General features: G+C 71.5%; 15 protein-coding genes and 2 tRNA genes. 9 read left to right on the top strand and 8 right to left on the bottom strand.

The genetic code is table 11. The annotated features are described in order from the left end of the window. Nucleotides 1–8: 8 nt before the first annotated feature. A complete protein-coding gene (locus tag HGK68_RS11020; RefSeq protein WP_169166003.1) occupies nt 9–1445 on the top strand; it encodes a dihydrolipoyl dehydrogenase family protein in 1437 nt (478 codons plus the stop codon). A 64-nt stretch (nt 1446–1509) separates the two neighbouring features. Here the strand turns inward: HGK68_RS11020 and HGK68_RS11015 are convergent, their stop codons facing one another. From HGK68_RS11015 to HGK68_RS11005, 3 genes are all read right to left on the bottom strand, one after another. Beyond that, complete coding sequence (locus HGK68_RS11015; protein WP_169166002.1) at nt 1510–2514, bottom strand: glycine betaine ABC transporter substrate-binding protein; 1005 nt, start codon at nt 2512–2514, stop codon at nt 1510–1512. Nucleotides 2515–2596: 82 nt separating this feature from the next. Continuing rightward, the gene (locus tag HGK68_RS11010) at nt 2597–3313 is read right to left on the bottom strand and encodes an ABC transporter permease (RefSeq protein ID WP_169166001.1); all 717 of its coding nucleotides are present in this window, start codon (nt 3311–3313) and stop codon (nt 2597–2599) included. Between the two features lies 1 nt (nt 3314). Next, the gene (locus tag HGK68_RS11005; RefSeq protein ID WP_169167080.1) at nt 3315–4025 is read right to left on the bottom strand and encodes an ABC transporter permease; all 711 of its coding nucleotides are present in this window, start codon (nt 4023–4025) and stop codon (nt 3315–3317) included. Between the two features lie 106 nt (nt 4026–4131). On the opposite strand from HGK68_RS11005, the gene HGK68_RS11000 reads away from it, so the two are divergent. Further along, complete coding sequence (locus HGK68_RS11000; protein ID WP_169166000.1) at nt 4132–5130, top strand: ABC transporter ATP-binding protein; 999 nt, start codon at nt 4132–4134, stop codon at nt 5128–5130. A gap of 50 nt (nt 5131–5180) precedes the next feature. Further along, on the top strand, nt 5181–6098 hold the full coding sequence (locus HGK68_RS10995; protein ID WP_169165999.1) for an ATP-grasp domain-containing protein: 918 nt from the start codon (nt 5181–5183) through the stop codon (nt 6096–6098). 51 nt (nt 6099–6149) lie between these two features. Here the strand turns inward: HGK68_RS10995 and HGK68_RS10990 are convergent. The 3 genes from HGK68_RS10990 to HGK68_RS10980 form a co-directional block, all read right to left on the bottom strand. Next, nucleotides 6150–6225 (bottom strand) — tRNA-His (locus tag HGK68_RS10990). A gap of 61 nt (nt 6226–6286) precedes the next feature. Next, complete coding sequence (gene orn, locus HGK68_RS10985; protein WP_246260737.1) at nt 6287–6877, bottom strand: oligoribonuclease; 591 nt, start codon at nt 6875–6877, stop codon at nt 6287–6289. Nucleotides 6878–7030: 153 nt separating this feature from the next. Further along, nucleotides 7031–7210, bottom strand: coding sequence for a hypothetical protein (locus HGK68_RS10980; RefSeq protein WP_169165997.1), 180 nt, complete (start codon nt 7208–7210; stop codon nt 7031–7033). Nucleotides 7211–7360: 150 nt separating this feature from the next. Between HGK68_RS10980 and HGK68_RS10975 the strand changes: the two genes are divergently transcribed. Further along, nucleotides 7361–7870, top strand: coding sequence for a MarR family winged helix-turn-helix transcriptional regulator (locus tag HGK68_RS10975; RefSeq protein WP_169165996.1), 510 nt, complete (start codon nt 7361–7363; stop codon nt 7868–7870). Between the two features lie 80 nt (nt 7871–7950). Here HGK68_RS10975 and HGK68_RS10970 read toward each other — a convergent pair whose 3' ends face one another. Together HGK68_RS10970 and HGK68_RS10965 are read right to left on the bottom strand one after the other, a co-directional pair. After that, nucleotides 7951–9441, bottom strand: coding sequence for an MFS transporter (locus HGK68_RS10970; protein ID WP_169165995.1), 1491 nt, complete (start codon nt 9439–9441; stop codon nt 7951–7953). Then, nucleotides 9438–10661 (bottom strand): amidohydrolase, encoded by a 1224-nt coding sequence (locus HGK68_RS10965; RefSeq protein ID WP_169165994.1) that lies wholly within the window; start codon nt 10659–10661, stop codon nt 9438–9440. Before HGK68_RS10965 ends, HGK68_RS10970 begins: the two co-directional genes overlap by 4 nt. Nucleotides 10662–10853: 192 nt before the next feature. On the opposite strand from HGK68_RS10965, the gene HGK68_RS10960 reads away from it, so the two are divergent. From HGK68_RS10960 to ettA, 5 genes are all read left to right on the top strand, one after another. Beyond that, nucleotides 10854–10926 (top strand) — tRNA-Arg (locus HGK68_RS10960). A 45-nt stretch (nt 10927–10971) separates the two neighbouring features. Continuing rightward, nucleotides 10972–12648 (top strand): dynamin family protein, encoded by a 1677-nt coding sequence (locus HGK68_RS10955; RefSeq protein ID WP_246260296.1) that lies wholly within the window; start codon nt 10972–10974, stop codon nt 12646–12648. Continuing rightward, nucleotides 12645–14123 (top strand): GTPase, encoded by a 1479-nt coding sequence (locus tag HGK68_RS10950; protein ID WP_169165993.1) that lies wholly within the window; start codon nt 12645–12647, stop codon nt 14121–14123. Before HGK68_RS10955 ends, HGK68_RS10950 begins: the two co-directional genes overlap by 4 nt. 143 nt (nt 14124–14266) lie before the next feature. Next, the gene (locus HGK68_RS10945; RefSeq protein WP_169165992.1) at nt 14267–14773 is read left to right on the top strand and encodes a single-stranded DNA-binding protein; all 507 of its coding nucleotides are present in this window, start codon (nt 14267–14269) and stop codon (nt 14771–14773) included. A 272-nt stretch (nt 14774–15045) separates the two neighbouring features. Then, nucleotides 15046–16728 carry an energy-dependent translational throttle protein EttA gene (gene ettA, locus HGK68_RS10940; protein WP_169165991.1) on the top strand — a complete coding sequence of 561 codons (1683 nt, stop codon included), beginning with the start codon at nt 15046–15048 and terminating at the stop codon, nt 16726–16728. Nucleotides 16729–16997 lie beyond the last annotated feature (269 nt).

Genomic DNA, 16997 nt, shown 5'->3' with positions numbered 1-16997 from the left:
AGCAGGTGATGGAGACGGTCAGCTACGACGTGGTCGTGATCGGCGGCGGGGCGGTGGGGGAGAACGCGGCCGACCGCGCGTCCCGCACCGGGCTGTCGGTGCTGGTGGTCGAACGCGAGCTGGTCGGCGGTGAGTGCTCCTACTGGGCGTGCATGCCGTCCAAGGCGCTGCTGCGCCCCGGTGCCGTGCTGGCCCAGGCGCGGGCGGTGCCCGGGGCCGCCGAGCTGCTGACCGGCACCCTGGACCCGGCACAGGTGCTGGCCCGGCGGGACGTGTTCACCTCGCACTGGGACGACCACGGGCAGGTGGAGTGGCTGGACTCGGCCGGGCTCGGCCTGCTCCGCGGATCGGCGCGGTTCACCGGGGAGAAGGAACTCCTGGTGGAGAACGAGGAGGACGGCACCAGCACCCGGGTGATCGCCCGGCACGCGGTGATCGTCGCCACCGGCAGCGAGCCGGTCATCCCGGACATCCCGGGGCTGCCGGAGTCGAAGCCGTGGACCTCCCGGGAGGCGACCGCCGTCGAGGAGGTGCCGGGTTCGATCGCGATCCTCGGCGGTGGCGTGGTCGGGGTCGAGATGGCGACCGCCTACCGCGACCTGGGTGCCCAGGTGACGCTGATCGTCCGGGGCGGTCGGCTGCTGAACGGGGCGGAGCCGTTCGCGGCGGAGGAGGTCGGCACCGCGCTGCGCGATCTCGGCGTGGACCTGCGCTTCGACACCGAGACCACCGCTGTCAGCCGGGACGCCGACGGGGTGCACCTGCACCTGAGCGGGCCGCAGGGCGAGGACACCGTGCACGCGGACGAGCTGGTGGTCGCCACCGGCCGTCGCCCGCGACTGGATGTCGGACTGGACGTGCTGGGGCTGGACCGGTTGGCGGTCGACGACGCGTTGCAGGTGCCGGGCCATGACTGGTTGTTCGCGGTCGGCGACGTGACCGGGCGCACCGCCACCACCCACCAGGGCAAGTACGACGCCCGGGTGGTCGGTGACGTGGTGGCGGCCCGGTTCGGGTCGGACGAGGAGCTGCGGGCCGCCGAGGCCGAGGCCGCCGACTGGAGCCGGTTCCGGGCCAGCGCCGACCACGCGGCCGTGCCGCAGGTGGTGTTCAGCCGCCCGGAGGTGTCGTGGGTCGGGCTGACCGAGCAGCAGGCCACCGATGCCGGACACGCGGTGCGGACGGTGAGCTACGCGATCGGCTCGGTGGCCGGTGCCTCGGTGAGCGCCGACGGCTATCAGGGCACCGCGCAGCTGGTGATCGACACCGACCGCGGGGTGATCCTGGGGGCGACCTTCACCGGACCGGACGCCGCGGAGCTGTTGCAGACGGCGACGGTGGCGGTGGTCGCCGAGACGCCGCTGGACCGGCTGTGGCACGCGGTGCCCGCCTACCCCACCGTGAGCGAGGTGTGGCTGCGGTTGCTGGAGACCGCGGGGCTGTAGAGAAGGCCCGGACGTGACGAAGGGCCGGAGGATCAGATCCTCCGGCCCTTCGTGCTGTGCGGGATCAGCTGGCCAGCGAGCCGTCCGAGGACAGCACCAGGCCGAGCACCGACTCGCCGTTGCGCACGGCGTCACCGATCAGACCGAAGTCGTAGCTGGTGAAGTCGGAGATCTTGATGCTGTAGGTGTCCTCCAGGCCGGGCTGGCAGAACGGGCGCTCCGGGCACTCGGCCGGACCGGCCAGGGTGACGCCACCGGCGCAGGCGGTCGCCAGGTCGGACAGCGTGGTCACCTCGTGCTCGTCCGCGAACGCCTGGGTCACGGCGAAGGCGTTCTGGTCCTGGGCCTGGGACACGGCGCCGAAGGCGAGGCCGACGTCGCCACCGAGGGTGGTCAGCGCCTCGACGGTGGCGTCCACGTCGCCGCTGGCCTGCGGCTCGGCGTCAGCGCCGTTGGCGGCGGTATTCAGGAACTCGGTCAGCGTCGCCGCGTACTCCGGGGTGACGGTGATCTGACCGCTCTCCAGGGCGGGCAGGTAGGTCTCCCGGTTGCCGATCGTCTGCACCTCGGTCGAGTACCCGGCGGACTTCAGCACCGCGGAGTAGATCTCGGACAGGGTGGCGCTCTCGGAGAAGTTCGCGGCGCCGATCACCACGGACTTGCCGGCACCGAGGCTGCTGTCGTCGGAGGCCAGGCCCTCGTCCTCGACGAAAGTCGCGGCCGCCTCGGAGGAGGTCTGGCGGTCGATGTCGACGGCCTTGTTCAGCTGGATCAGCTTGTCGGTGTCCAGCGCGTTCGACACCTCGTCCAGCAGCGGGATGAGGTTCGGGTCGGCGGAGGCGGCCGCGGCGTTGACCGCGGGGATCACGTTGTCGGCGTTCTGCAGACCCTTGTCGTCCTCCAGGACGACCAGCTTGTCACCGGCGACCGGCTCGCAGACCGCGCCGGAGGCGTTGGCGTCGGAGGTGGGGTCAGCGGACCCGCCGCCCGACCCGGGGTCGCCACAGGCGGCGACGAGCAGGAGCACCCCCGCGGCGGTGGCGGCGAGAGTGGTGCGACGTGCCTTCATAGGTCCTCTTCCATCGAGTGGCAGTTCGGATCAGGGGGCGGCGACGATCATTCGACCGGCGCCGTTCGGGGTCGGCAACCGCTCAGGCGGCAGCCGGGGTCACAGTCCGGTCACGGTTGGCGCGGAGCCGGCGACGAGGGGTGCGCATCGGGGCGGGGGTGGCGGCGCGCTGCACGGCGGCCAGCACGCCTTCGATCACCAGGCAGAGGGCCGCGACCAGCAGCGCACCGGCGACCACCTGGCCGTACTTCTGCAGGGCCATCCCGCTGACGATGATCGAGCCGAGGCTCTTGCCGCCGACCAGCGCGGCCAGCGGCACCGTGGCCAGCACCTGGGTGGTCGCGGTGCGCAGCCCGGCCCCGATCAGCGGCAGGGCGAGCGGCAGTTCGGCCTGGAACAGCGCGCGGGAGCCGCTCATCCCCATGCCCCGGGCGGCGTCGCGCACATCCGGGTCGACCTCCATCATCCCGGTGAAGGCATTCGCCAGGATCGGCGGCACCGCGAAGATCGCCACCGCGATGATCGTCGCCCGGGAACCGAACAGACCGGTCGAGGCGAAGATCGTCAGCAGCGCGAAGGTCGGCAGCGCGCGGGAGGTGTTGGCCAGCACCACGGTGAGCATCCCGCCCGCACGGCGGTGACCCAGCCAGACACCCAGCGGGAGCGCGACGACCGCGGCGAGCAGCACCGCGATCACGCTCAGCCGCAGGTGCTCGGCACCCAGGGCCAGCACGCCATTGCGGCCGGACCAGTTCAGCGGGTCGTTCAGCCAGGTGAAGGCATCGGTCAGCACGTCCATGTCAGGCCTCCCGCCCACGGCGTGCCCACGGGGTGACGGCACGGCCGATCAGCCACCAGAGCAGGTCCAGGAACAAAGCCAGCGCCAGGCAGAGCAGCGTCGCCGTGAGGATCTCCGCGTGGTACTTGTTGTTCCGGAAACCGCGGAAGATCAGCTCGCCGAGCCCGCCGTATCCGACGGCCACCCCGACGGTGACCAGGGCGACCGTGGTGACGGTGGCCAGCCGGATCCCGGCGATCACCGCGGGCAGCGCGTTCGGCAGCTCGACGGTGAGCAGCAGGCGCAGTCGGCCGTAGCCGAGCCCGCGCGCCGCGTCCCGGACGCTGTCGTCCACCCCGGCCAGCCCGACGATGATGTTCCGGACCAGCACCAGCATCGCGTAGACCACCAGGCCGATCAGCACCGGCGTGCGCCCGATGCCGGTGAAGGGCACCAGCACGGTGAACAGCGCCAGGGACGGGATCGTGTAGAGCACCGAGGAGGTGCCGACGATCGGGGTCGCGAGCCGGGGTTGCAGGTGCGCCAGCATGCCGAGCGGCACCGCGATCACCACCGCGATCAGCACCGCCTGCAACGTCAGGCTGGTGTGCTGCTGCAACGCGTGGCTGATGTCGCCCCAGTTGCGCTGCACGTACTCCCAGGACAGCCACGGGTTCGCGGCTGCCGCACCGTCGGCGGCTGTCTGCACCGAGAGTGCGCTGGTCTGGACCATCACCGCAGGGACGCTACCTGCCGCCTCCGACATGCGCCGGTCGAATGCGGGTGATCGTGACCGAACCGTGAGCGGATGTCCGTGCTGGCAGGTAGCGTCCCGGGCCATGACGGCGATCGCATTCGAGCACGTCCGCAAGGAGTACCCGGACGGGACGGTGGCAGTCGCCGACCTGTCGCTGGAGGTCCGCGAGCACGAGCTGCTGGCCCTGGTGGGTCCCTCGGGCTGCGGGAAGTCGACCACCCTGCGGATGGCGAACCGGCTGGTCGAGCCGACCTCGGGCCGGATCCTGCTCGGCGGCGAGGACGTGACCGACGCCGATCCGGTCGAGCTGCGGCGCCGGATCGGCTACGTGATCCAGAACGTCGGCCTGTTCCCGCACCGCACGGTGGAGCAGAACGTGGCGACCGTCCCCCGGCTGCTGGGCTGGGACCGGACGCGCACCCGCACCCGGGTGGGTGAGCTGTTGGAGCTGATGGGCCTGGAGCCGGGTCGCTACGCCAAGCGCTACCCGCACGAGCTCTCCGGCGGCGAGCGGCAGCGGGTCGGGGTGGCCCGCGGTCTGGCCACCGACCCGCCGGTGCTGCTGATGGACGAGCCCTTCGGCGCGGTGGACCCGGTCGGTCGACGCCGGTTGCAGGCCGAGTTCCGGCGGATCCACGCGGAGATCGGCACCACGGTCATGCTGGTCACGCACGACGTCGACGAGGCGGTCCAGCTCGCCGACCGGATCGCGGTGTTCAGCCGGGGCGGCCATCTGGAGCAACTGGACGACCCGGTGCGGGTGCTGACCGCGCCGGCCAGCGCGGCGGTGGCGGATCTGGTCGGGCGGGACGCGGCGTCCAAGCTGCTCGGACTGGGCACGCTGCAGTCGTCGGACCTGCGACAGGGATCGCTGGGGGAGGACCTGCCGACCGCCGAGGCCACCGTGCGGGTCGGTGCCCCGCTGTCCGAGGCGTTCAGCGCGCTGGCCGACGCGCGTGCCGCCGCGGTGCCGGTGCTGGACGGCGATCGCACCGTGGGTGTCCTGGACGCCGACGGGGTGCTGCGGGCTCTGCGGCGGATCGTCGACGAGCGCGCATCGGAGGAGTCGGCGGCGGTCTGAGCCGGACGACCCACCTGCCGGTTTCCGGTGCGCGTGGGTAGCCTGACCGCGTGACCACCATTGGCCTTGCCACCTGCGCCGCCCTGCCGGACCTCGACCCGGACGACCGTCCCCTGCTGGAGGAGCTCACCCGCCGCGGCCACGACGTGCGCCCGGTGGTCTGGAACGACCCGACGGTCGTCTGGCCGAAGTTCGATCTGGTCGTGGTCCGCTCCACCTGGGACTACACCGACCATCCGCGTGACTTCCGCTGGTGGGCCGAGCGGGTGTCGTCCGGCGGTGCGACCCTGCTCAACCCGATCCCGGCGATCACCTGGAACATCGACAAGCAGTACCAGCGTGCGCTCGACCGGGCTGGGCTGCCGATCATCCCGACGATCTGGCTCGACCCGGAGCGGAACTTCAACGCCCGCGCGATCCACACCCGGTTCCCGGCCTTCGGTGACTTCGTGATCAAGCCGACCGTGAGCGCCGGCTCCCGCGACACCGGCCGCTACGAGGCGGGCGTCACCAACTCCCGCGCCCAGGGCATCATGCACGCCAAGCGGCTGCTGGACGCCGGGCGGCACGTCATGGTGCAGCGCTATCTCAAGCAGGTCGACGAGGTCGGGGAGACGGCGCTGGTCTACCTGGACGGCAAGCTGTCGCACGCTGTCCGCAAGGAGCCGCTGCTCACCGGCCCGTACGAGCAGGACTCGATGTCCGGGGTGCTCTACAAGGAAGAGGTGATGACCCCGCGCGACGCCTCCGCCGCCGAGCTGGAGGTCGGTCAGCGGGTGATCGACGCGCTGCCGGGTCTGCTGAACGGGGTGAGCGGGCCGCTGGCCTACACCCGGGTGGATCTGGTGCCGGACGACGAGGGCAACCCCGTGGTGCTGGAGCTCGAGCTGATCGAGCCGTCGCTGTTCTTCGCGCAGGCTCCCGAGGCGGTGTCCCGATTCGCCGATGTGATCGAGTCGCGGCTCTGACCCGACCATGACGAAGGCCCCGCACGGATCCGTGCGGGGCCTTCGTGGTGCTGGGGTGGCTAACGGGACTTGAACCCGCGACCCCCTGGACCACAACCAGGTGCTCTACCTACTGAGCTATAGCCACCATGACCCTTGCGGGCCTGGATGAGTGTAGCGGGTGTCGGGCCGTACTGAGGAATCGGTGCTCAGCGGGCCTGGTGCGCGGCTGCCACCGACGACTTCGAGACCTCGGCGGCGATGGCCTTGGCCGTCTTGGAGTCGGGTCCCGGCTGCGGGACCAGCAGGGCCGCGCGGTAGTAGCGCAGCTCGTCGATGCTCTCCAGGATGTCGGCCAGCGCACGGTGGCCACCGTTCTTCTTCGGCGAGGCGAAGTAGACCCGGGGGTACCAGCGCCGAGCGAGCTCCTTGATCGAGGAGACGTCGATGATCCGGTAGTGCAGGTGCTCGACGAGCTCGGGCATGTCCCGGTCGAGGAACACCTTGTCGGTGCCGACCGAGTTGCCGGCCAGCGGCGCCTTGCCGGGGTCGGGCACCCAGGTGCGGATGTAGTCGAGGACCTGGGCCTGCGCGTCGGCCAGCGTGGTGCCGTCGGCGAACTCCTCGATCAGACCGGAGGTGGTGTGCATGGTGCGCACGAAGTCGCCCATCTGCTCCAGGGCCTCGGCGGGCGGGGTGATCACCACGTCCACGCCCTCGCCGAGCACGTTCAGCTCGGAGTCGGTGACGACGGCGGCGACCTCGACCAGTGCGTCCTTGACGTTGTCCAGGCCGGTCATCTCGCAGTCGATCCAGACGATGCGGTCGGCGCTGCCCTGCTGATTGTTGACGGTGCTCACGGGGGCCAGCCTACGACCGGCCCGGCGCCGGACATGGAAGTGGCCGGGGTCGTCGCGTGGAACATGGGGCGACGACCCCGGCCAGGTCCGCTCTCACCGCGCCACCGCACCCACCAGGGGGACGGGCAGCAGGTCGAGTGACCATGCCCAGTGCGGCGGATGTTCCGGTGGTCGTTCGGGCTCGGGTGCCCGCCGGGACCGGGTGCAGTCGGCGGCGGCGATCCGCTCGGCGTGGTCGAGCAGGATGACGTCGAAGGTGCTGGTGGGGTGCATGGTGGTGGGTCTCCTGTGTGCTGACTTCGCTGGGTCTGGCCGGACCCGGGGACTCACCGCGGTGTTCCACCAGGAGACCATCCGACCTGGCCGGGAAGCACGCGATTTTCGGCCCTGACAAATCGTTGAACAATCAACTATGATCACGGGATGACGGAGTGGCTGACCTCGGATCAGCTCCGCGCCTGGACCCGGTTGGAGGCGGTGGCGGAGCTGCTGCCCGGTGCCCTGGACCAGCAGCTGCAACGGGACGCCGCCCTGTCGCACTACGACTACCTGGTGCTCGCCAAGCTCTCCGAGGCGCCGGAGCGCACCCTGGCGATGACCCAGTTGGCCGCGCAGACCAATGCCTCGCTGCCCCGGCTCTCCCACGTCGCCGCGCGGCTGGAGGCCCGGGGGCTGCTGTGCCGTCGACGCAGCGCGGAGGACCGGCGCACCACGCTGGCCACGCTGACCGCGGTGGGGTGGGACACCGTGCGCGCCACCGCGCCGGGCCACGTCGCCGAGGTGCGCCGCCTGGTGATCGACCGCCTGACCGACGAGCAGGTGCGCCAGTTGGACGCGATCGCGCTGGCGGTGCTCACGGCACTCGACCCCGACGGCCGGTTGGAGGCACGTTGCACCGCGACGCAGGAGGCGGCGGCACCCGGTCGACGGTGAACCCGGGCACCACGTGCGCGAACCCTGCCGCGCCGCCGGGAAGAGCCGCTTGCTCCACGTCCGCACACGCGGTGACGGCGTCAGTCGTCGTTGTACCTGCGGCCCTTGGGCACCGTGAGGATGATCGACACCAGGGCGATCAGCACCAGCACCAGGTTGACGATCATCGCGAGCTGCGCCGCCTGGCGCAGGCCCTCGTTGTCCAGGGTGCCCTGCGTGGTCAGGATGTGGCCCAGCCAGCCGACGCCGGATCCGGCGAAGGTGGAGAAGACGGTCAGCGAGACGGCGGCCCCCACCGCCGAACCCAGCGATGACGCCATCTTGTAGATGCCCGACCCGGCACCGGTCTGATCCGCCGGGAGGTTGGACAGGGCAGCATCGGTGGACGGGGTGGCGTAGCAGGCCAACCCGATGCCGAACAGGCAGTAGGCGATGATCGCGAGCACCTGGTACTGGCCCACCAACAGGTGGGTGGGGATCAGCAGGATCGCGGCACCGGCGACGATCAGCGTGCCCCAGATCATCGGCTTGCGTGGACCGAACCGGCGCAGCAGCGTCTCGCCGACCCGGATCAGGCCGATGACGCAGACTCCGTAGCCGATGGTCAGCACCGACGCGGTGAGCGGGGTGTAGCCCTGGCCGGACATCTGGAACAGCTGTTGGGAGACCAGCAGCAGGCCGATGGTGCAGTTGAGCAGGAAGTTCGACAGCGTGGCGCCGGCGAAGGTGGGGTTCGCGAACAGTGCGAAGTCGATGAATGGATGGTCGGTGTTCCGCCGCTCCAGCCGCACGAAGACCACTGCCGCGACCACGGCGGTCGCTGCCAGGATCCACACCACCGGGGAACCCCACCCGATCTGCCGACCGAAGATCAGCACCACCATCAGGGCCAGGGCCGTCGCCATGAAGGTCACCAGCCCCGGTACGTCGAACCGCCGCCGCACAGTGCCCTCGACCTTGCTCTCCGGTGCGCCCACCATCGGGACGATGGCGAGCAGCGACACCACGATCGACACCACGAAGATGGCGCGCCAGTTCCAGGTGGTCGCGATGAAGCCACCGCACAGCGCCGACAGCCCCGAACCGCCCCAGGACCCGATCGACCACATGGACACGGCGCGCTGCCGGTCGGCCCCGTCCCAGTAGGCGCGCAGCAGCGCCATCGTGGAGGGCATCACACAGGCGGCGGAGAGTCCCTGGACCGCGCGGCCGATCAGCAGGAGCGGCAGCGCGGCACCACCACCGGCGAACAGGAGCAGCGCGGATCCGATCACGCCGAGCGCATTGCCGACGATCGCGATCCGCAGCCGACCCACGCGGTCGGCCACCCCGCCCATCAGGACGACGAACAGCCCGGAGAACAGGGCAGTGATCGACACGGCCATGTTCATCGCCGCGGCCGAGACGTGCGCGGAATCGGCATTGATGTCGGCGAGGACCTTGGGTGCCACGGTGCCCATCGACCCGGCGAACAGCCAGAAGGTCAGGACACCCAGGACGATGCCGGTCAGCAGCGTGGGGGTGCCCCGGTATCCGGGGACGGTCGGGGCGGGGGTGGTAACGGTGCTCATCGCACGTCAGTGGCGAGGTAGGCGAGGGCGGCCACCACGGCAGCCTCGGTCCCGGCGGTCAGCGTGGGCTGCTGCACCGGGGCGAAGAACGGTGAGTGGTTGGGGGCCGCCTGTGCTCCCGGCGGGAAGCCGCCCAGGCCCCAGTACGTGTACGGAGTCCCGAACGCGTCCGGGATCCGGCTGAAGTCCTCGCTGGCCGACTGCGGGTCCATCGTGAACACCCGGTCGGTGCCGAAGTGCTGTTCGAAGGCGGCGCGGACCCGGGCCGTGGTGGCGGGATCGTTGCTCGTCAACGGGAACTGGTCGTAATACTCGAACGTCGGCGGCTCGGGCGAGCCGGAGGCCTCACACTCGGCCCGGACGATCCGCTCGATCGCCCGCAGCACGGTGGTCCGGGTCTGCTCGGAGTACACCCGGGTGTTGACCAGGAGGGTGGCCCGGTCCGGGATGACGTTGCTCTTGGTCCCGGCGTTCAGGGCGCCGACGGTGATAACCGCCCGCTCACCGGGGGGCAGTTCCCGGGCGACGATGCCCTGCAACCGCTGAACTACGGCGGCTGCCAGCACGATCGGGTCGACCCCGAGCTGGGGCATCGAACCGTGGGTGCCGGAGCCGAACAGCGTGATCCGGATCGAGTCGGCGCAGGACAACATCGGCCCCGCGATCAGCCCCAGGTGTCCCGCCCGGTACCCGAGGACATGCTGGGCGAACGCGACGTCGGGGCGCGGGATCGTGTCGGTCAGCCCAGCGTCGACCATCGCCGCCGCACCGGCGGCCGTCTCCTCGGCGGGCTGGAACAGCGCGATGAACGTGCCGCGCCACGGGTCCCGGGTGGTGGCCAGCAACTGGGCGGCACCCAACAGCGTGGTGATGTGCACGTCGTGGCCGCAGGCGTGCATCAGACCGACCGTGTTGCCGTCGTCGTCGACGGTGGTGTCGGTCGAGGCGTAGGGCAGCCCGGTCCGCTCGGTGACCGGGAGCGCGTCGATGTCCGCGCGCATCAGCACGGTGGGACCGTCCCCGTTGCGCAGCACGCCGACGATGCCACCGCCGACCGGGGTGACGTCGTAGCCGAAGTCGGTCAGTCGGCGCTGGATCTCCGCCGCGGTGCGGGTCTCGTGCAGGCTGAGCTCGGGATGCTGGTGGAGCTGGACGTAGAGGTCCTCCTGCCACCGCCGGGTGGTGGCGAGAGGGGCGAGAACTTCGGTGACCGCTGTCATGGTCGTCTCCGCTTTCCTGGTCGTGTGCCTCGCAGCCGGTCGGTTCACGATGGCGAATCCACCGGCGACGGCGCCAGACGCTGAGTGGTGCTTCGACCGAAGTTGAGGGGTAACGGCGCGACAGCTGAGTAGTGGTCACTCAGTGCACCCGGTACCGGGAGCCGACGTCGTGCCGCGTAGGCTGAGGTCATTGCCTCCGTAGCTCAATGGATAGAGCACCGGCCTTCTAATCCGTAGGTTGCAGGTTCGAGTCCTGCCGGGGGCGCGTCGATGTTTGGCCCAGCCGCCCGGGACACGTGAGGATGCACCTGTGAACACGCAGGCTGATGGTCGAGGCGGTGATGTTCTCGACCGTCCGCGCGCCGCTGCCTCGCTCGCGGATGCGATGGCCGATCTGCTGCGTGACGTCCGCGGCACCGTCTTGCCGTTGGAGATCCCCGGGGTCCAGGCGGCCCGGGACTCGCGCACCCGGCTGATCGATCAGCTCGCCGACCACCTGGTGCCGCGGCTGCGCACGTTGAGCGCACCGGCGGTGGTGGTGGTCGCCGGGTCGACCGGGGCCGGGAAGTCGACGATCGTGAACGCCCTGGTCGGCGAGGAGGTCAGCCCCGCCGGGGTGCTGCGCCCGACCACGCGGCGACCGGTGCTCGTCCACCACCCGCTGGACGCCGAGCTGCTGGCGGATCACCCGGTGATCGACGCGGTCCAGGTGCAGGTCAGCGAGCAGGTGCCACGCGGCATCGCGCTGCTGGACGCGCCGGATCTGGACTCCGTGGAGGAGGCCAACCGACGCGCCGCTGGCCGTCTGCTGGAGGCCGCCGACCTGTGGCTGTTCGTCACCACGGCGGCCCGGTACGGCGACGCGCTGCCCTGGCGGGTGCTGGACGGTGCTGTCGCGCGGGGCGCCTCGGTCGCGATGGTGCTCAACCGGGTCGCCGCCGACTCGCTGCCCACCGTGCGGGCCGACCTGATGCACCGGCTGCGCGAGCACGGGATGCAGGGATCGCCGTTGTTCGTGGTCGCCGACGCCGGACCGTTGGACGGGCCGTTGGACCCCGCCGCCGTCGCGCCGGTCCACCGGTGGCTGGCGATGCTGGCCGGACCCGACCGGGCGCGCAGCGTGATCGCCCGCACGCTGCGCGGGTCGCTGGCGGCGCTGCGGCCCTGGGTGGACGAGCTGGCGGAGGCGGTCCAGGAGCAGGTCGAGGCCGCCGAGGAGCTGCGCGCTGGACTGGGGACCGCGCTGGACACCACCGTGCTCGCGGCACGGGAGACCACGGACGGTGGCGCGGTGGGTCACGGTGGGCCGCAGGCGCGCTGGGCCGAACTGACCAGCCCGGGTGCGCCGTTGCGCGACCTGCTGCGCGGCGGTGGCAAGCCCGACCGGTCGAAGGCGCGCGGCCGGGAGCGGTCGACGGCGCTCGCGCCCCTGATCGAGGAACTGTCCCGGTCGGCGCGCGGGGTGCTCGTGGCCCTCGGCCAGGGTGCCGAGCGTGAGCTGCGCGACTGGTTGTGGGACGGCCCGGCGGGTGGGCGCTGGCTCGCCGATACCTGGGACACCACCGCCCGGGCGACCGAGCGCGAGAACGAGGCCCAGGCGGCGGCGCAGCAGTGGGTGACGACGGTGGCGATCGTGGCCCCGGCTCCGGCCGACTCCGGCGCCGACCGTTCCGCCCGCCGTGCCGTCACGCGCGAGTCCCGCCGGATCGCCGCCGCCTATCGGGCGCTGGGCACCGAGGGCGCGGCGGCCGTGCTGCTCGCCGCCGCCGCCGGCGTCGAGGGCGCCGGGGAGATGGCCGACACGCTGTTCGGAGCGCCCGGCCGGGCACGGGTGGACGAACTGCGTGATCGGCTGGCGCAGGCGGCCGCAGGTGCGGTGACCGCCGAGTCAGCGGCCGCACTGGCGGCGCTGGACGTGCCGGATCTGGCCGAGGACGCCGCCTCCACCCTCCGGCTGCGGCTGGCAGTGATCAAGGGACTGACATGAGCGAGCAGGACGACAGCGCCCGCCTCACCGCGCGGCTGACCCGACTGGAGGAGGCGCTGGCGGTCGCCGGTGACCGGATCGACCCCGCGGTGGTGAGCCAGGTCCGGCAGATCGACGACCAGGTGCGCGACCGGTTGGCCCTCGGTGTCGACCACACCGTGGTGGCGCTGCTCGGCGGCACCGGGTCCGGCAAGTCGAGCCTGTTCAATGCCGTCGCCGGGTTCGACTTCGCGCAGGTCGGGGTGCGGCGCCCGACCACGTCCCAGGCGACCGCCTGCGTGTGGGGCACCCGGGGCGACGCGCTGCTGGACTGGCTGGCCGTCGACCCGGATCTGCGCATCGAGCGGGAGAGCGCCCTGGACGGTGACACCGAGGCGCCGTTGCGCGGCCTGGTGCTGCTCGACCTTCCCGACCACGATTCGGTGGACGACCGACACCGCGAGACGGTGGACCGGCTGCTGCCGATGGCCGACCTGCTGGTCTGGGTGGTTGATCCGCAGAAGTACGCCGACGACGCCCTGCACTCCGGATACCTGCGGCGTCTGGTGGGACACGAGGGCGCGATGCTCGTCCTGTTGAACCAGATCGACCTGGTGCCCGCCGAGCAGCAGGAGGCCCTGATCGCCGATGTGGCCCGGCTGATCGAGGCGGACGGACTGACCGGAGTGCCGGTGCGCGCGGTCTCGGCCCGGACCGGCGACGGGATCGCCGAGCTGCGTGACCTGCTGGCCGAGGTGGTCGGTGGTCGATCGCTGGCCGCCCGCCGCGGTGCCGCCGAGGTCGGTGACGCCGCCCGACTGATCGCCGCGCAGCTGGCCGAGTCCGAGCCGGGGGACACAGCACTGGAGGTGTCGCCGGTCGCCGACCGGTTGGCCGAGGCGGCCGGACTGCCCGCCATCGCCGATGCGGTGGCGGCGGCGGTGCGTGGTGGCGCCGAACCGGTGCCGAGCTTCGTGCGGGTGCAGTCGGGAACGGTCGAAGCCGCCCGGGCCGACTGGGTGGATCATGCGGTGGGCACGATGCCGACCCGGTGGTCAGCCGCCGTGCGGGACCGGGTCGGTTCCGTGGCGACCATGCGGCAGGCGGCCGACGACGCGCTCGCCCAGGTGGCGGTGGTGGTGCGCCGATCGGTGGCCGCCGCGGTCTGCGTGGTGCTGGCGGCGGTGTGTGGCGTGATCGCGGTGATGATGGCGTCCATCGGTGCTGGACAGGTACTGGGCCGCGGTCGTTGGACCGACGTGCTGCTGCCGGAGGGCGCGGTGGCGCTGGCGCTCGCGGTCATCGCCGTGGTGCTGCTGGTCACGGGGGTGCGGGCACGACGCCGCGCCGCTGTGCGCCGAGCCGAGCAGGTGCGGCAGACCGGGCGGGCGGCGCTGGGCACGGTGGCGCGGACCTGGTTGGCCGAGCCGACGGCGGCGGTGCTGGCCGAACACCGCCGGGTGCGGGAACTGGTGGCGGCGGCGGCCCAGGACTGAGCCGGCTCCGGCTGTCCACAGGGCAGCGGGGTGCGGGGCCGTCCCCAGGGCGGGGGAGCGGGTGGCGACACGGACGGGGCGGTCCCGGTGCACTGGACCTCCGAGCCGACCCGACCAGGAGCGGCGCAGCGAGAGGTCCGATCATGGCCATCAGAGAACTGACCGTCACCGTCACCGGCTGGGTCGGCGCCCCGCCCAAGCTGTATCCGGGTCAGGGCGAGCACCCGGTGCCGTTCACGCAGCTGCGGGTGGGCCACACCGTGCGGGAGCTGGATCGACACACCGGCGAGCTCTCCGACGGCGCGACCAGCTGGTTCACGGTGAAGTCGTTCCGCGACCTGGCGGTGAACGTGGCCGACTGCCTGCGCACGGGCGACCCGGTGGTGGTGCACGGCCGGCTCCGGGTCGAGGAGTGGGCGGATGCCGAGGGCAGGATCAGCAGGTCGGCGGTGGTCCTGGCGGACTCGATCGGACCGGACCTGCGGTGGGGCACCACGAAGTTCAGCCGGGTGGCGCGCCCGACGGCTCCGCGTTCCCCGGAGGCGGAGGACGCGGAGGTGGAGGCTGTCCTGGCCGAGCACCCGCCCGCGGACCTGGAGGCGACCGACGTCGACGAGCTGCCCACCGTGCCCCTCGCGACCGGCAGCTGATCCGGACCGCCGGGCGGGTGCGTCCGGACGGTGCAGCGGCGGGCTCACCACCGGATCGCGACCAGGGTCGGGGTGCGCTCGCGGTCGGATCGAGACCAGGGCGGGGGTGCGCTAGCGGTCGGATCGCGACCGGGACCGGGACGCGGCCGCGGTGATCGCCTAGGCTGGGTCACCGCGGCCCGAACCGGGGCGTCGTCCGTGCTGTCCGCACCGACGGTCGCCTGACCGGTCGCCGATCCTGATCCCCACCACACCGAGGCGGACGAAGAGCGTTGGCTGAGTTCATCTACTCCATGTACAAGGCGCGGAAGGCGCACGGCGACAAGGTCATCCTCGACGACGTGTCGCTGAACTTCCTGCCCGGCGCGAAGATCGGCGTCGTCGGCCCGAACGGTGCCGGAAAGTCGACCATCCTGAAGATCATGGCCGGGCTCGACCAGCCCTCCAACGGCGAGGCGCGGCTGAGTCCGGGGTACACGGTCGGCATCCTGCAGCAGGAGCCGCCGCTGAACGAGGAGAAGACCGTCCTGGGCAACGTCCAGGAGGGTGTCGCCGAGATCAAGGGCAAGATCGACCGCTTCAACGAGATCTCCGCCCTGATGGCCGAGCCGGATGCCGACTTCGACGCGCTGATGGCCGAGATGGGTGAGCTGCAGGAGGCGATCGACGCCGCCGACGCTTGGGACCTGGACGCCCAGCTCGAGCAGGCGATGGACGCGCTGCGCTGCCCGCCGCCGGACGCCGACGTCAAGGTGCTCTCCGGTGGTGAGCGTCGCCGGGTCGCGCTGTGCAAGCTGCTGCTGGAGCAGCCCGACCTGCTGCTGCTCGACGAGCCGACCAACCACCTGGACGCGGAGAGCGTGCTGTGGCTGGAGCAGCACCTCGCCTCGTACCCCGGCGCCGTGCTCGCCGTCACCCACGACCGGTACTTCCTGGACCACGTCGCCGAGTGGATCTGTGAGGTCGACCGCGGTCGGCTGTACCCCTACGAGGGCAACTACTCCACCTACCTGGAGAAGAAGCAGGCCCGCCTGGAGGTGCAGGGCAAGAAGGACGCCAAGCTCGCCAAGCGCCTGAAGGACGAGCTGGAGTGGGTGCGGTCCAGCGCCAAGGGTCGCCAGACCAAGTCGAAGGCCCGCCTGGAGCGCTACGAGGAGATGGCGGCCGAGGCCGACCGGACCCGGAAGTTGGACTTCGAGGAGATCCAGATCCCGCCGGGCCCGCGTCTGGGCTCGGTGGTGCTGGAGGCCTCGGACCTGCAGAAGGGCTTCGACGGCCGGGTGCTGATCGACGGTCTGAGCTTCACGCTGCCGCGTAACGGCATCGTCGGCGTGATCGGCCCGAACGGTGTGGGTAAGACCACCCTGTTCAAGACCATCGTGGGGCTGGAGCCGCTGGACGGCGGCAACCTCAAGGTCGGCGAGACCGTGCAGATCTCCTACGTCGACCAGTCGCGTGGCGGCATCGACCCGAAGAAGACCCTGTGGGAGGTGGTCTCCGACGGGCTCGACTTCATCAAGGTCGGCAACGTGGAGATGCCGTCCCGCGCCTACGTGGCGTCGTTCGGGTTCAAGGGCCCGGACCAGCAGAAGCCCGCGGGGGTGCTCTCCGGTGGTGAGCGCAACCGGCTGAACCTGGCGCTGACCCTCAAGCAGGGCGGCAACCTGCTGCTGCTCGACGAGCCCACCAACGACCTGGACGTCGAGACGCTCGGCTCGCTGGAGAACGCGCTGCTGGAGTTCCCCGGCTGTGCGGTCGTGGTCTCCCACGACCGGTGGTTCCTCGACCGGGTGGCGACGCACATCCTGGCCTACGAGGGCACTGAGGAGAACCCCTCCGCCTGGTACTGGTTCGAGGGCAACTTCGCCTCCTACGAGGAGAACAAGGTCTCCCGCTTGGGTGCCGACGCCGCGCGTCCGCACCGGGTCACCTACCGCAAGCTGACCCGCGACTGAGCTGACCGACGGCTGAGCCGGCGCTCAGCCGACCGGCAGTCGATCGGCGGCTGGGCTGGCCACGGGTGAGCTCAGCCGTGGGCGACCAGGACGGGCGCGTTCCGCAGCGAGCGGGACGCGCCCGTCCTGCATGCGGGCTGGATGCGTTGGTCGTGCGTGTGGGCGGGAGGCCTTCGCTGTGCGGGCGGGGCGCGCAGTCCTGCGGTCGGGGCGCGCCGGACCTGCGTGCGGGCCGAGCGCCTCCGTCGTGCAAGTGACTGGGACGCCTC

Origin of the sequence: Cellulomonas taurus, from assembly GCF_012931845.1 — a bacterium.
In the GTDB taxonomy this organism is placed as follows: domain Bacteria; phylum Actinomycetota; class Actinomycetes; order Actinomycetales; family Cellulomonadaceae; genus Cellulomonas; species Cellulomonas taurus.
Note: the sequence above shows the minus strand (reverse complement) of the source record. Positions and strands in the feature narration are given on the sequence as shown.